Raw genomic sequence first — 14780 nt, forward strand, 5'->3', positions numbered from 1 at the left:
CGTCGTCGAGACCGCGTCCACCGTCTCGGCCCGCAGTTCCTCGGCCAGCTGCTTCAGCTGCTCCACCGACAGGTTCCGCAGGTCCGCCGGATAGGCCACCCGGTCCAGCAATGGAAAACGCCCGTGCGTCGGAACCGATGCCGTACGCGCGCTTCCCGTCGGCTGCCCCTCTGACTTCTGCCGGGTGCGGCCGGTCACGACGCCGGTGGGGCCGGCGGGCGGGGTGGGGTTCGGTTGATCCATGGCGACGACGTCCATTGTGATTTGCCGGGATATCGCCCGGGGGCGGGCGGATCCTGGTCCGGTTTGTATGTGACGTTTCCCGAGCCGGACACTCGTAACGCCCCTGGGTCTGTTACGGTTCGGGATTTACTCCCGCGCCGGAAGCAAGGACAGACACTCCCCTGACAGGTGTGGTGATTAGGGCACAGTGCACGCGATGGGAATTGAGTATAAGACCCGACTTGTCCTATACCCCCCGGAACGGGATCGCGTGGCGTAACATGTCCGCAACCTCGATATGTCTTTCGCGCACGGCTTGGAGCCGGCGGGGTTGTTAACTGTCGTACGGACGTGTCCATAATAAGGCCACTCGATTGGAAGAAGGCCGGCGATCACGCCGGCGCAGGAGCAGAGGTTTCATGGCCGTTCCTATTATGCAGGCTGTCAGGGTTGGTGCTTACGTCGTGAAGCAGCACGTGACGGGCCGGAAGCGTTATCCGCTTGTTCTGATGCTCGAACCGTTGTTCAGGTGCAACCTGGCCTGCGCGGGATGCGGCAAGATCGACTATCCGGCGCAGATCCTGAACCAGCGCATGAGCGTGCAGGAATGCCTCGACGCGGATACCGAGGCCGGCGCCCCCGTCATCGCCGTCGCGGGGGGCGAGCCCCTGCTGCACAAGGAAATGCCCGAGATCGTCCGGGGGCTGATCGCGCGCAAGAAGTACGTCTATCTCTGCACCAACGCCCTTCTTCTTGAAAAGAAGATGGACGATTACGAGCCTTCGCCCTTCTTCTCGTGGGACGTGCATCTGGACGGCGACCAGGACATGCATGATGCCTCGGTCTGCCAGGATGGCGTGTACGAACGCGCCGTGGCCGCGATCAAGAAGGCCAAGGCCCGCGGCTTCCGCCTGTCGATCAACTGCACGGTGTTCGACGGTACCGACCCCAAGCGCCTCGCCGCCTTCTTCGACGAGGTCATGGCCATGGGCGTGGACGGCATCATGACCGCGCCGGGCTATGCCTACGAGCGCGCGCCCGACCAGGCGCACTTCCTGAACCGCCAGAAGACGAAGCAGCTGTTCCGCGACGTCTTCCGCCTGGGCAAGGGCAAGAAGTGGCGCTTCACGCAATCGCCGCTGTTCCTGAACTTCCTTGCCGGGAACGAGGAATATCATTGCACGCCGTGGGGCAAGCCCCTGCGTAACGTCTTCGGGTGGCAGCGTCCGTGCTACCTGCTCGGCGAAGGGTACGCCAAGACCTTCAACGAGCTGATGGAAGACACGAAGTGGGATGACTACGGCACCGGCAACTATGAAAAATGCGCCGACTGCATGGTCCATTCCGGATACGAATCGACGGCGGTGATGGATGCGGTGCGCCGTCCGTGGCACATCGCCAAGGTCGCCCTGTTCGGGCCGGAGACCGAGAAGCCGATGGCGCCCGAGATCTCGCTGGCCAACCAGCGTCCGGCCGAATACGTCTTCACCCAGCATGTCGATGCGCGCATGGCCGAACTCGCGGCCGCCAAGAAGCCGGCCAAGCCGCCGCGCGTCACGGTCGTCGACACCCCGGCGGTCGAGGCCGCCGACGCCGCGGACTAGAGACCGGCAAGGACGGATGAACGATGGAATGGCGGGACCTGGTTCCCGCCATTTTCATGTCTGCCTTCCGGCCTGGGGCCTTTCGCCCGGGGTGGATTTGCGCCGGGGGCGCGTTGATCTAGGATCGCGGCCATCATGATCGTGCCGTTTCTCATCATTTTCTTTCTTGTCATCCTCAATGGCGTGTTCGCCATGGGGGAGCTGGCGCTGATCTCGGCCCGCCCGGCGCGTCTGGCGGTGCTGCAGCGCAAGGGGGTCAAGGGCGCCGAGCGGGCGTTGCGCCTGGCCGGGGATCCGCAGAGTTTCCTGCCCACGGTGCAGGTCGGCATCACCCTGGTGTCGATCCTGGAAGGCACGTTCGGCGGCACGCGGATCGAGGCGTACCTGACGCCGTGGCTGGCCCGCTTCGCCCTGCTGCGCCCGTTCGCCGCCGAACTGTCGATGGCGGTGGTGGTGGTGGCGATCACGTCGCTGATGCTGGTGCTGGGCGAACTGGTGCCCAAGCAGCTTGCGCTGCGTCATCCCGAAACCATCGCGGCGCGTCTGTCCCTGCCGCTGGAGGGGCTGGCCCTGCTGACCCGCCCGGTGGTCTGGCTGCTGGGCCATTCCTCGGGGCTGGTCCTGCGGCTGATGGGCGCGGGCACGATGACGCGCGAGGCCCTGACCGAAGAGGAACTGAAGGCCTATATCGCCGAGGGCGCCCAGTCCGGCGTGCTGGAGCAGGAGGAGCGCGACATGATCGAGCGCCTGCTGCGCCTGGCCGACAGGCCGGTGCGCGCCATCATGACCCCGCGCAACGAACTGTTCTGGATCGAGCGGGGGGCCAGCCGCGAGGAGCTGCGCCGCGTGCTGCGTACCACGGCGCATACGCGCATCGTGGTGTGCGACGGCGGCGTCGACAATCCGGTCGGCGTCATCCTGGCCAAGGACATGCTGGACCGCATGCTGGACGGCAAGCCGGTCTCGATCGAATCGGGCCTCCGCAAGCCGGTGGTGGTGCCGGACACGATCTCGGCCTTCGACATGGTCGAACGGATGCGTTCGGTTTCCATGGGCATCGCCCTGGTGCTGGACGAGTACGGGTCGTTCGAGGGGATCGTCACCGCATCGGACCTGTTCGCCGCCATCGTGGGCGAACATCACGAGCCCGGCAGCACGCCCAAGCGGCTGCTGACACAGGAGGACGTGCTGATCCTGGACGGATTCATGCCCGCCGACGAGGTCAAGGACCGGCTGGGCCTGGCGGACCTGCCGCAGGAAGGCAGCTACCACACGCTGGGCGGGCTGATCCTGGCGCTGCTGCGCCGGGTGCCGGCGGCCGGCGACAAGGTCGTGTTCTCGGGCTGGCTGTTCGAGGTGATGGAAACCGAACAGCGCCGCGTGGTGAAGGTGCGGGCCAGTCGCCAGATCCTGGCCGAAAACTGAAAATCCGGCTGGAGACGCGGTTTGCCGGCGATCCGACGCGCTTTTCCTGTGCTTCGATGCTCACGGCCATCAAGGCCGCTCCGCTTCGATGCTCGGAAAAACACGCCGGGCGCGCCGCGTGGCGGCGCTCTCGCTCGGCAAACCGCGTCTCCAGCCGGATTTTAGGTGGCTTCCAGGGGCAACGCCCCTTGGCTCCTGCCGCTTGGCCCGGAGGGATCAGTGCAGGGTGTGGAAATGATGTCCGGCCAGGTCGCGTTCGGCGGCGAAGGCCGGCCATTCGCCGTGGGCCAGGGTGTCCAGCGACGGGGTGGGCAGGCCCAGCCGGTCGGCATAGATCCACAGATAGGTGAAGGCGCGGTGGACATAGTCCCGCGTTTCCGGATTGGGCAGGCTCTCGATGAACAGCAGCGGGTCGTCGCCGCAATCGTTCAGGGCGTCCTGGCGCGAGATGGCGGACGGCCCGGCGTTGTAGCTGGCCAGCATGCGGATCATGTCGCCGCCCGGCGTCCGCCGGCCGGCATTATGCTGTTCGGTCAGATGCGCCAGATAGAGGACGTAAAGCTGCCCGATCTCCAGGTTCAGGGCCGGGTCATGCAGCAGCGCCGGGGCGGCCGCGTATTGCCGCGCGCGTCCGGTCACGAATCCGGCGGTCACCGGCATGATCTGCAACAGCCCGTGCGCGCCGGCCCCCGAGACCGCGCCGCTGTCGAAATTCGATTCCAGCCGTGTCAGCGCATAGACCAGCGCCGGGTCGATCCTGAAGCCGTGGCTGGGGGCGAGATGGGGCGTGGGGAAGCGGGCCTGCGTGGTCGGCGGGGTCGCGCCGCGCGCCAGCAGCAGGGCGGATAGCTGGTCGGACAGGTCCTTCAGCCCGGCGGCGTCGGCCACCAGTTGGATCGAGCGGCAGAGCGCCGCGTCCCCCTGCACGTCGGGCCACAGGCGGCGCAGGGCGGCTTCCGCCCGTCCGGTTTCGCCGACCTGGAGCAGGGCGAAGGCCCTGCGGCCGGCCGGCGTGGCGGCGACGGCCTCGACGTCGATTTCACCCAGGACCGGCGCGCCGGCCACCAGCAGCGTCCGGTCGGCGGCCAGCGTCGCGCCGTCGGGCAGGTGGCCCTCGGTGGCGGCGGGCCGGGCCGGACGCTGGCCCAGCATCTGGGCGGCCAGCAGGCCGTAGAAGGTGTGCGGCGCGGCCGCGGCGCGGTGCAGCCACGGCCGGAAGGCCGCGATGTCGCCGGTGTCGCGGTGCGCCCGCGCGGCCCAGAAGGCGGCGCCGGCGCGAATGCCGGCCGGGGTCAGTTCGGCGCGCGACGCGGCCTCGAACAGCGATTCGGCGATGTCGGGCCGTCCGCGCCGCCAGGCAGCCAGGCCGGCGACATACCCCGCCAGGCCGATCCGGCCGGCGGACTGGGTGAAGGCGTCCTGGCCGGTACGCAGGGCGAAGGCGGTCTCGCCCGCGCTGAACATCGCCATCGCGACCTCGGCGCGCAGTTGCGCCGCGTACAGGTCGCTCATGCCGGGGGTGATCTTGATGAGGTGCAGGGCGCTGCGCGCGCCCTTCAGCCCTTGCTCGGCGCGTTCGTGGACGGTGCGGTCCAGCAGGGCGCTGCGGGTGAAGGCGCGGCTGGCCGGGTCGTCTTCCTCGGGCGCGCGGCCGGGCGCGGCCTCGGCGCCGGGGGCCAGGGCCACGGCGGCCGGGCCTGGCGGCACGCTGCCGCGCGGCGACAGGCCGGCCAGCAGCGCATGGATCGCCGGGGCATCCGCCAGGGTGGAAAATGTCCGCAGCCACAGGCGCAACTGGCCCGGTGTGGGATGATAGGCGGGGTTCAGGTAGCGATCGGCCAGGATGTCGGCCAGCAGGGTATCGTCCGGCAGGGAGGCGGTCTCGCGGATCGCGGCGTCGAACGCCCCGGCCCGCTGCAGGCCGAAGATCCGGCGGACGCGGTGTGCGACGTCGGGGGGCAGCGGCTGGGCCAGCCCGACCGCCCCGCCGCCCGGGGGGGCGATCCGTGGCATGGCCAGGGCCGTTTCCTCGTTCCGCTCGCCCGGGCCGGACGGTCTTCCGTCGGGGGTCTGGGCGTTGGCGCTCGGGCTACGCAGCGGAACCATCGCTGCGCCTGCCAGAAATGCGGCGCCGGCCAGGAAGGCCCGAACCGCGAACTGGGGGGGGGTATGTGTTGTCCCTCGCATGGTCGGGGGGCGTCTAAGGGGTTATCGCGGGAAAGGCAACCCTTATGATCGGGCACCTGGAAATACGCACGCAGAACAGTTGGGTAAACGGGGCTAAAAACGGCCTGTTAGCGGTGGGTCCCGACGGGTGAATAAATCGTGTGTTGTGATGGTATGGCCACAGTTCGAACACAATTCGCGCCGTGTTCGCATCTTACTGTTACATTTACGTATCCGGGTCCGCATCCAGTGTTGTGCGTAGCAACAAAAGGTCTTTCCATGCGTCGCGCCGGGCGGCGGGACTGGCCCCCAACTGGGAGGGATGGCGCATCGGCAGGGCAGGCAGGGGCTGCGCCCGGCCGGGGATCGTGATGTCGCGCCAGCGTCCCCGCAGCCGGGCGATGCCCCCCTGTTCGCCGGTCAGCAGCCTGGCCGGCATGTTGCCCATCAGGACCACCCGTCGGGGGGCGGCCAGCACGATCAGGCGATGCAGGAACGGTTCGCAGATCCGCAGTTCGGCGGGCGAGGGCGGACGCTCGCCGGGGGGGCGCCACGGAATGACCGGGGCCAGCAGCAGGTCGTCGCGCCGCAGCCCGATGCTGGCCAGCATGCGGTCCAGCATCTGTCCCGGCGGCCCGGCGAAGGGGGCGCCGCCCCGGTCTTCGGTCGCGTCGGGTGGCTCGCCGATCAGCAACAGGCCGGACCCGGCCCGCCCGGCGGGGGCGATGGTATGGGTGGCGGTCTCGCGCAGGGCGCAGCCATCGAAGGCGGCCAGGGCGGCGTGCAGTTCGGCGATCGACGATGCGGCCTCGGCCACCTGGCGGGCGCGCAGGACCGCGCGGTCGATCAGCGTCAGGCCGTCGTCCGGCTCGGCCGGTCCGCGCGGGGACACGGCCCCGGAGGGGGAAGCCTGACGCGTGGGGGCTGCAGCGTTCCGGGACGGGGAGGCCGCGCGTGCCGGTGGCGGCTGAACAGGGGCCAGGCGATCGGTCGGGTCGTCGTCCAGCGCGGCATCCGCCCCCCAGTCCACATAAAGGCGCAGCAGGGCGAGGGCATCCATCATCCGGTCGGTGCGGCCTTGTCCGTAAAACGAGTAGGGCCGATGGGCGTGGGGATCCATCGGCAGGGTTTGGCAGTTTACCCGACGCAGGGTAGGGTTCGCCATCATGCAGTGTTTCCGCGTCGTGTGCACCTCCGTGCTTGCCGTCACCGTTTCAATGGCCGCGTGCCTGCCGGACCACAGGGCCGGGGCAACGCCGGTCGCCGCGACCGGTGCGGCGGCCGCGCAGCCGCCGGGTCTGGCGGGGGCGGTCCTGGTCGCGACCGTCGCGGCCCTGGAAGGCGACAACCACGCCGCCGGCCAGGCCTTTCGCGACGCCGCGCGGCTGGATCCGTCGCGTCCGAACCTGCTGCACCAGGCTTTCCTCTACAGCGCCCTGGCCGGGGACGACGCCGCCAGCCAACTGGCCACCCGGTTGCCGGGGCAGGCCATGGCCGAACTGGTGATGGGTGACGATGCGATCCTGGCCGGCCGGTGGGGGGAGGCGAAGGCCCATTACGGACGCGCGCCGCAGGACGCGATGCTGGCCATGCTGCGGCCGTTGCTGGAGGCCTGGAGCCTGGCGGGCGAGGGGCAGGTCGACGCGGCGCTGTCCGTCCTGGCCCCCTGGACCGGCGCGAATGCGACCGGGGCGGATAGCCGGGGCGGCTATTACGCGATCCATGCCGCGCTGATCGCCGAGGCGGCGGGGCAGCGGCAGCGTGCCGACGGGCTTTATCGCATCGCCCTGGCCCTGTCGCCGGGGCATGATGTGTTCACCACCCGCGCCCTGGGCCACTGGCTGGTTGGGCAGGGGCGCCGGGACGAGGCGGTCGGGATGGCCGACAGGCTGGTTGCCGCCCTGCCGGGCCTGTCCCTGGCGCGCGGCGGCATCATCACGTCATTCGCCCGCCCGCCCGCGGCGACGCCGCGACAGGGGGTGGCGCAGGCCTATTTCTTCCTGTCCGCGCTGATCGGCCAGCAGGCGGCGCGCCTGGCGGATCCGTCGGGCCGGCCGGCCCACGACGAGGGCATGCGCGATATCCAGATGCTGCTGCTGCGGTTCGCCCTGGCGCTGGACCCCGGTTGCGGACAGGGGCGGCTGATGCTGTCGTCGTTGCAGTCCGATGCCGGGCAGCCGGCCCTGGCGCGCGAGACGATTGGCCAGGCGGCCCCCGGCGACCCGCTTTCGACCCTTATCAACCTGCAGCAGGCGCGGCTGGATGCCGCGACCGGTCACCTGGCCGACGCGCAGCAGATCCTGACGCGCCTGGCCCGCGAATACCCCGATCAGCCGCAGATCTGGCAGATGCTGGGCAATCTGTATTCCGGACGGCAGGACTGGAATGCCGCGATTACCGCGTTCGACCGGGCCGTCGCCGTTTCGGGCCGTCTGGCCGGGGACGGCTGGACGCTGCTGTTCGAGCGCGCCGTCGCCTACGACCGGTCGGGCCGGTGGCCGCAGGCCCAGGCCGATCTGCAGCGCGCGCTGGACCTTGCCCCCAACGAGGCCATGTTGCTGAATTATCTGGGCTATTCCCTGGTCGAGCGGGGACAGGATCTGCCGAAGGCCGAGGCGCTGCTGCGCCGGGCGGTGGCGATCGCGCCCGGTGACGCGGCGATTCGCGACAGCCTGGGCTGGGCGCTGGTGCGGCAGGGGCACATCGCCGACGGGCTGGGGCTTCTGGAACGCGCCGCCGAGCAGACGCCCGAGGACCCGGCGGTGAATTATCATCTGGGGGTCGCCTACTGGCAGTCGGGCCGCCCGCGCGAGGCGGTCAGCCAGTGGCACATGGCCGAATTGCTGCCCGCCGAGGCGTCGGACGCGCAAAAGATCCATGCCGCCCTTGCCGATGCCGCCCGATCCGGCCACGAAGAGGCGCTCGGCCAGCAGAGCGGCCAGAAGAAGGACTGACCATCGTCGTGACCGCGATCCTGCACGAATCCGCCCATGCGAAAATCAACCTGCATCTGCATGTGACGGGACGGCGTCCGGATGGCTACCATCTGCTGGACAGCCTGGCGGTCTTCGCCGGGGCGGCGGACCATCTGGCCGCGCACCCCGCCGAGGGCGCCCCCGGAGCGGTGACGCTGGAGATCACGGGGCCGTTCGGCGCCGGGCTGGTCGCCGAATCCGACAGCAACCTGATCCTGCGGGCCGCGCGCCTGCTGCGCGCCACCGCCGACGCGGACGTGGCCGCGCGCCTGGCCCCGCTGCGGATCGTCCTGGACAAGCGTCTTCCGGTCGCCTCGGGGATCGGCGGCGGATCGGCCGACGCGGCGGCGGCGCTGCGCCTGCTGTTGCGCGCCTGGCCGGAGGTGCGCCTGCCGCGCGCGCGGCTGATGGAGCTGGCGGCGGAGCTGGGCGCGGACGTGCCGGTCTGCGTCGATCAGGTTGCCGCGCGGATGGGGGGCGTCGGCGAGGTGCTGGAACCTGCGCCGGACCTGCCGCCCTGCGGCATGATGCTGGTCAATTGCGGCGAGGGGGTGCCGACCCCATCGGTCTTCCGGTCGCGCGCGCCGGTCTTCCATCCGGCCGCCGCCCTGCCGGCCGGGTGGGCGGATGTGGGCGCGATGGTGCGGGACCTGTCGGCCCTGACGAACGACCTGGAGGATGCGGCCTGCGCCATCTGCCCCGCGATTCGCACGGTGTTGCAGGTCCTGGCGGCCGCGCCGGGCTGCCGGCTGGCGCGGATGAGCGGGTCCGGCGCGACCTGCTTCGCCCTGTTCGACAGCCCGCAGGCGGCACGCGATGCGCGGGGGGCGGTCGAACGGCCCGACTGGTGGGTCTGGGCCGGGGGGCTGCGCGGCGAAGAATGTGGCGCGCAGGCAGAGGGGCAGACAGAGGGTACGGTCGGCCGGGCGGTATGATATCCTTGTTCTGACCCCGCGCACCCGATGGCCGCGGCGCAAGGACGAAAAGGCCCAATCGCATGAGTGCTCGAATGCAGGTCGGCTTGTCCGACGATCGCCGCACCGCGACCTTGACCTTTCTGGACGGCAGCGGCCTGGACGGGACGATTGCCCTTTCGCTGGACCAGATGACGCAACTGATCGCAAGCCTGGGCGCGGTGCGGGCCGCGATGGTGGAACGCGATCCCCCGCCGCCGATCGAAGGCGTGCCCGTCGCCCCGGTGTTCCGGACCAACTGGGCGGTGCAGCCTGAGGCGCTGACCGAGGGGTCGCTGATCGCGTTCCAGCATCCGGCCTATGGTCCGGTGGGGCTGGCCCTGCGCCCGGCGGATGCGCGCCGCGTGGTCCAGGCGCTGACCCGCCACCAGGGCATGGTGCATCCCCGCCGCGGTCCGGCCAGCAAGCCGAACTGAGGTCAGCGCACGAAAGGGCCGGTCAGGCGTGGCCCCGGCGGCGCAGGGCGGACAGGATCGCCCCTGCGCCGGCCAGCAGCACGGCCGCGCCGATCGCGGTGCGGATCGTCGTCGTCACCAGCGGGGGCATGGTCTTGCGGCTGATCGTGTCGAACCGCCCATGGGCGGCGTAGGCGCCGTGGACTGGTGCGAACAGGCTGTCCGGCGCGTCGGCCTCGGCGGCGTTCTTTTCCAGTTGCGCTTTATAGGCGTGGGTCGACAGCCGCCGGTCCCGCAGCGTGGGGGCGAACAGCCCCGCCAGCCAGCCGGCGACACCCGACAGCCCCACCCACACGTCGCGATGGCGCCCGAAGGCGGCGCGGCTGATGGCCTCGGCCGCGATTTCGGGTTCGTAGACCGGGCCGGACGGGTGCAGCCGTTTGCCGGTATGGTTGCGCGTCCAGGAAAAGCGCGGCGTGTTGATGGCCGGCAGATGCACCAGGGCGACATGGATACGGTCGCCGTCGTGCAGGATCTCGGGCCGCAGGCTTTCGGTGAAGGCGCGGATCGCCGCCCGCGCGCCGCTTTCGATCGAGCGCAGCGGGCGGGGCAGCGCCAGCGCGTCGAGATTGACCACCGTGCCGTAACCCCGGCGCCGCATGCGGGCCAGCGCCGTCTGCGTGCCGTAGACGGTCCCCAGGTAGGTGACCTCGGTCGCGCGGCGGATCTCGTCGGCGGGCAGAGCGACCAGTTGCCCGGTCACGCTGGCGCCCGCGCAATTCACCCACAGGGTGATGGGGCCCAGCGCCGCCTCGACCTCGTCCGCCGCACGTTCGATGGCGTCCGGGTCGGCGACGTCGGCGCAGAGGACGACTGTGCGGATATGCAGGCCGGCCAGTTCGGCCGCCGCGTCGTCAAGCCGCGCGCGGTCGCGGCCGATCAGGGCGACGTCGCATCCGGCCCGGGCGAGCGTCCGGGCGGTGGCCCGGCCGATGCCGGCCCCGGCTCCGGTAACGACGGCGACCTGTTGTGGCATGGCGAAGGCTCCGCGATGATTCGGGCGGCTGCCGCCCGAAATGCTCTGTGACCCGACCGTGTTTGCGCCGGAAGCCGCCGCTTCGCAAGGTGCGGCGGCGTGTTTGGCGCGCTGGGCCGATTCGGGTCTTCAGAGATATTTGAGAGCCAGGACGCCGCCCACCAGCGTCACGCCGAAGACCGAGGCGACCAGCGTCAGGCGTCGTTCGATGAAGGTCTGGATCGGCGCGCCATAGAGCCGCAGCAGGCCGGCGATGAGGAAGAAGCGCGCGCCCCGGGTGATGAGGCAGGCCACGACGAAGGGCAGGATCGGGAAATGGGCGGCGCCGCTGGCGATGGTGACGATCTTGAAGGGAATCGGCGTCAGGCCCTTGATGAGAATGATCCACACGCCCCATTCGCGAAACCGCTCCTGCATGGCGGCGAGGCTGGCTTCGGCATGGTAGAAATGCACGATCGGCATCGCGGCGTACTGCAGCAGGAACGCCCCGATATACCACCCCAGTATCGCGCCGCAGACGCTGGCCAGGGTGCAGGTGGCCGCCAATTGCCAGGCCCGCTCGCGGCGCGACAGCACCATGGGGACCAGCAGCACGTCGGGCGGCAGGGGAAAGACGCTGGCCTCGGCGAAGGCGATGATGGCCAGCCACAGCCCCGCCCGGGGGGTGGCCGCCAGATTGAGGACACGGGTATAGAGACGGTCGAGCATGACGGGCCACCGGATCGGATGTCAGGGGAGCAGAGGCTGCGCGAAAAGCGGCCTCGCAGGCAACGCGATTCGCGACCCCGACCGGCAATCGTGGGTCAACACACCAGCGTGATCGTCGCGCGCAGGCCATGTGGCGTGCGGTTGCCCAGGCGGATGTCCCCGCCCAGCCCCCAGATGATGTTGCGCGTGATGGCCAGCCCCAGCCCGGTTCCGCCGGTTTCGCGGTTGCGGCTGCTCTCGGCGCGGACGAAGGGCTCGAACATCCGTTCCAGGTCCTCGGGCGGGAGGCCGGGGCCGTCGTCCTCGATCAGGATGGTCACGGTTTTCTCGTCCGTCGCCGCCCCTGTGCCGCTGGTTCCGCCGGGGCGGGGCGGTTGCAGGGTGATTCGCACCCCGCCGCCATAGAGGATCGCGTTCTGCACCAGATTGTTCAGCGCGCGTTTCAACGCCACGGGCCGCGCGTGGATCGTCACGGTGGGGGGCTCGGCGGCGAAGCCGATGGCGTCGGCGAGGTCGGGATGGGTTTCCGCCGCCTCGTCCAGGATGGTCTGCAGCAGGGCCGTCAGGTCCAGCCGCCCCATCGGCTCGCGCCGCGACGTGTCGCGGCCGAAGGACAGGGTCGCGGCGACCATGGATTCCAGCTCGTCCAGGTCGGACAGGAACTTGCCCCGCAATTCGTCGTCGTCGATGAATTCCGAGCGCAGCTTCAGCCGCGTGATCGGGGTGCGTAGATCGTGCCCGATGGCCGTCAGCAGCAGGGTGCGATCGGTCAGGAAGCGCCGGATGCGGCTGGCCATGGTGTTGAAGGCCCGCCCGGCCTGCGCGATTTCCAGCGGCCCGTCCTCGGGCATCGGCGGGGCGTTGACGTCGCGGCCCAGGGCCTCGGCGGCGGCGGCCAGGGCGCCGACCGGCGCGATCAGGCGCCGCACGCCCCAGACGATCAGGATGCTTCCGGCGACGGTCATCAGGACGAAGGCCGTGGGGAAGGTCGGCGAGCGGAACGGGTTGGGCGGCGGCGGGACGAAATGGATGGTCAGCCATCGGGTCTCGTCGGGCAGCAGGAAGGCCACCGCGCGGCGGGATGCATGGCGGTCCGGCTGGAACATGATGTGGCGCGGGCGCAGATGCGGCGGCAACGGCGGCAGATTGTCCGTCGGGTGCATCAGCACCATCCGCGTCATCCGGTCCATCCGGTCCATGCCCGGCGGGCCGGGGGGGCCGCCCACCGCGTGGTCGACCATGTCCGGGTCCGGCCCCGGGGTCAGGGTGGCATGGAAGTTCGGCGGCAGGTGCAGCGCCTCCAGCTCGCTCTGGCGATCGGCGGGCGGCGTCTCGACGATCGAGCGGTAGATCATGCCGACGCGGTTCTGGGCCTCCTGCTCGACCATGCGGCGGTCGAAGTCGATGCGGTCCAGCGCGTGGATGGTCAGGCCGATGGCCTCGATGATGCCCAGGCCCACGATCAGCAGCAGGCTGGTCCGCGCGGCCAGCGACCGGGGACGCAGCCGGGCGGCGGTACGGCGCGCCAGACCGCGCCCGGACCCCGGCGGGGCGTCCGGGCCGCCATCGACAGGCGACGCCCGCATGGCGGCGTCAGCTCCGTTCGACATCGCAGGCCAGTACGTATCCGCCGCCGCGCACCGTCTTGATGAGCTGGGCATTGCGGCCGTTGTCTTCCAGCTTGCGGCGCAGCCTGCTGATCGCGACGTCGATCGCGCGGTCGAACGGCCCGGCCTGCCGCCCGCGCAGCAGGTCGAACAGCATGTCGCGCGTCAGCACGCGGTTCGCGCGGTCCAGCAGGGCCATCAGCAGATCATATTCCCCGCCGGTCAGCGGGACCTCGGTCCCTTCGGGGTTCAGCAGCCGCCGCCGCGTCGGTTCCAGCGTCCAGCCGGCAAAATGCAGGTTGCGCTGCTCGCCGGAGTGCGGGTCCGCCCCCTCCCCGCTGCGGCGCATCACGGCGCGGATGCGGGCCAGCAGTTCGCGCGGGTTGAAGGGTTTGGGCACGTAATCGTCGGCCCCCAGCTCCAGGCCGATGATGCGGTCCGTCTCCTCGCCCATCGCGGTCAGCATGATGATCGGCACGTTGGCCTGCGACCGCAGCCAGCGCGCCAGTTCCAGGCCGCTTTCCCCCGGCAGCATCAGGTCCAGCACCACGATCTGGTAATGTCCGCCCAGCCAGGCCTTCCGTGTCTCGCGCCCGTCGCGGGCGGTGGTCACGCGGAACTGGTTGCGTTCGAGGAAACGGGCCAGGAGGTCGCGGATTTCACGGTCGTCATCGACGACAAGGATATGCGGCAGGGGGTCCATGCCGCCATCCTACCGTCAAAGCACCCGGCCGACACCAGGTGTTTCATTCGGTTGCAATCGGCCGCCTGGCGGTCGTTCGGGGCGGCGGAGGACGAAAAAAACACATCCCCGTGTGTCGAAGCCTGTGACAGGACGGCCCGGTTCGTGCACAGGATGGGGCATGGAACATCCTCCTCTGTCCCCGGCCGGGTCCCAGTCCGGCCGTTCCGTACGCATGGCGGCCGCATGGCGCGGCATGCTGCCCATCCTGCTGCTGCCGTTCCTGATGCTGCCCCGACCCGGCCATGCGGCGGAGCCGGCCGGCCCGGCCGTCCTGCCGGGGGCCGAGGGGGCGATACCGGGCAATCCGGCGGTCGACATGCCGACGGGGGACGAACCGGAGCTGGCCGGGCCGGCCACGCCCATGGCCCTTCCCGCGCCGCAGGCCGGGCATCCGGCCGCGACGACGGTGTCCAACCGCCATCTGGGCAGCCTGATCGACCGCGACGTCGTGGCGCCCGACGGCAGCCATGTCGGGCAGGCCATCGACGTGCTGGTGGACCACGATGGGCACCCCGCCGCCGTGGTCGTGGATGTCGGCGGCTTCCTGGGCGTGGGCAACCGCCGCATCGCCATTGCGTGGGACCAGTTCAACCTGGCCGGCATGACCGAGAAAAGCCCGGTGACCCTGCGGATCGGCGCGGCCGAGGTCCGGTCCGCGCCGGCCTATGACGCCTCGTCGATGGACGTGACGGTCGTGCATGGCGCGCCGCCGCCACCACCCGCGCCGCCGCCCGTGGCGGCGGAAGCCGAGGTGCCGCCCGTTCCCGTCGAGGTGCCGCTGCCCCCGCCGCCCGCGGCGCTGCCGCCGGCCCAGCCCGCGCCGGCCCAGCCCGATTCGCCCAGCCGTGGCGGGTCGTCCGGCACGCGGCCGCCCGCCACACGCTCGGGGCAGATGGTGCGATGACGGCGTGGCGCCTGCCCCC

At 70.5% G+C, this 14780-nt stretch carries 13 protein-coding genes; 6 read left to right on the plus strand and 7 right to left on the minus strand.

Annotated elements, in window-relative coordinates; all coding sequences use genetic code 11:
* Positions 1-243 (minus strand): 1-deoxy-D-xylulose-5-phosphate synthase N-terminal domain-containing protein (locus HLH21_RS17095; RefSeq protein WP_281375059.1); only part of this gene is annotated, 243 nt, incomplete at its 3' end.
* A 398-nt stretch (positions 244-641) separates the two neighbouring features.
* Here HLH21_RS17095 and hpnH point away from each other — a divergent pair.
* A complete protein-coding gene (hpnH, locus tag HLH21_RS16060) occupies positions 642-1826 on the plus strand; it encodes an adenosyl-hopene transferase HpnH (protein ID WP_182944763.1) in 1185 nt (394 codons plus the stop codon).
* A 135-nt stretch (positions 1827-1961) separates the two neighbouring features.
* A complete protein-coding gene (locus HLH21_RS16065; RefSeq protein ID WP_182944764.1) occupies positions 1962-3251 on the plus strand; it encodes a hemolysin family protein in 1290 nt (429 codons plus the stop codon).
* A 216-nt stretch (positions 3252-3467) separates the two neighbouring features.
* Here HLH21_RS16065 and HLH21_RS16070 read toward each other — a convergent pair whose 3' ends face one another.
* On the minus strand, positions 3468-5438 hold the full coding sequence (locus tag HLH21_RS16070) for a lytic transglycosylase domain-containing protein (protein ID WP_182944765.1): 1971 nt from the start codon (positions 5436-5438) through the stop codon (positions 3468-3470).
* Between the two features lie 205 nt (positions 5439-5643).
* Positions 5644-6585, minus strand: coding sequence for a uracil-DNA glycosylase (locus HLH21_RS16075; RefSeq protein WP_182944766.1), 942 nt, complete (start codon positions 6583-6585; stop codon positions 5644-5646).
* On the opposite strand from HLH21_RS16075, the gene HLH21_RS16080 reads away from it, so the two are divergent.
* The 3 genes from HLH21_RS16080 (at position 6584) to HLH21_RS16090 (ending at position 9782) form a co-directional block, all read left to right on the plus strand.
* Positions 6584-8371 (plus strand): tetratricopeptide repeat protein, encoded by a 1788-nt coding sequence (locus HLH21_RS16080; RefSeq protein WP_182944767.1) that lies wholly within the window; start codon positions 6584-6586, stop codon positions 8369-8371. The two genes, HLH21_RS16075 and HLH21_RS16080, sit on opposite strands and share 2 nt — an antisense overlap.
* Before the next feature lie 2 nt (positions 8372-8373).
* Positions 8374-9327 (plus strand): 4-(cytidine 5'-diphospho)-2-C-methyl-D-erythritol kinase, encoded by a 954-nt coding sequence (locus HLH21_RS16085; protein WP_373319566.1) that lies wholly within the window; start codon positions 8374-8376, stop codon positions 9325-9327.
* A gap of 62 nt (positions 9328-9389) precedes the next feature.
* A complete protein-coding gene (locus tag HLH21_RS16090) occupies positions 9390-9782 on the plus strand; it encodes a hypothetical protein (RefSeq protein ID WP_182944768.1) in 393 nt (130 codons plus the stop codon).
* Between the two features lie 22 nt (positions 9783-9804).
* Here the strand turns inward: HLH21_RS16090 and HLH21_RS16095 are convergent, their stop codons facing one another.
* The 4 genes from HLH21_RS16095 to HLH21_RS16110 all read right to left on the minus strand — a co-directional run bounded on the left by HLH21_RS16095 (position 9805) and on the right by HLH21_RS16110 (position 13815).
* Entirely contained in the window at positions 9805-10797 is a 993-nt protein-coding gene (locus HLH21_RS16095) for an SDR family oxidoreductase (protein WP_182944769.1), read from the minus strand.
* Between the two features lie 129 nt (positions 10798-10926).
* Positions 10927-11505: a YqaA family protein gene (locus tag HLH21_RS16100; RefSeq protein WP_182944770.1), complete on the minus strand. Its 579-nt coding sequence runs from the start codon at positions 11503-11505 to the stop codon at positions 10927-10929.
* Positions 11506-11600: 95 nt separating this feature from the next.
* Positions 11601-13115, minus strand: coding sequence for an ATP-binding protein (locus HLH21_RS16105; protein ID WP_182944771.1), 1515 nt, complete (start codon positions 13113-13115; stop codon positions 11601-11603).
* Positions 13099-13815, minus strand: coding sequence for a response regulator (locus tag HLH21_RS16110; RefSeq protein WP_182944772.1), 717 nt, complete (start codon positions 13813-13815; stop codon positions 13099-13101). The genes HLH21_RS16105 and HLH21_RS16110 overlap by 17 nt, the downstream gene beginning before the upstream one ends.
* A gap of 160 nt (positions 13816-13975) precedes the next feature.
* On the opposite strand from HLH21_RS16110, the gene HLH21_RS16115 reads away from it, so the two are divergent.
* Positions 13976-14761, plus strand: a complete 786-nt coding sequence (locus HLH21_RS16115; RefSeq protein ID WP_182944773.1) for a PRC-barrel domain-containing protein — start codon at positions 13976-13978, stop codon at positions 14759-14761.
* The last annotated feature ends 19 nt before the right edge of the window (positions 14762-14780 follow it).

Origin of the sequence: Gluconacetobacter johannae (assembly GCF_014174305.1) — a bacterium.
GTDB classification, from domain to species: Bacteria; Pseudomonadota; Alphaproteobacteria; order Acetobacterales; family Acetobacteraceae; genus Gluconacetobacter; species Gluconacetobacter johannae.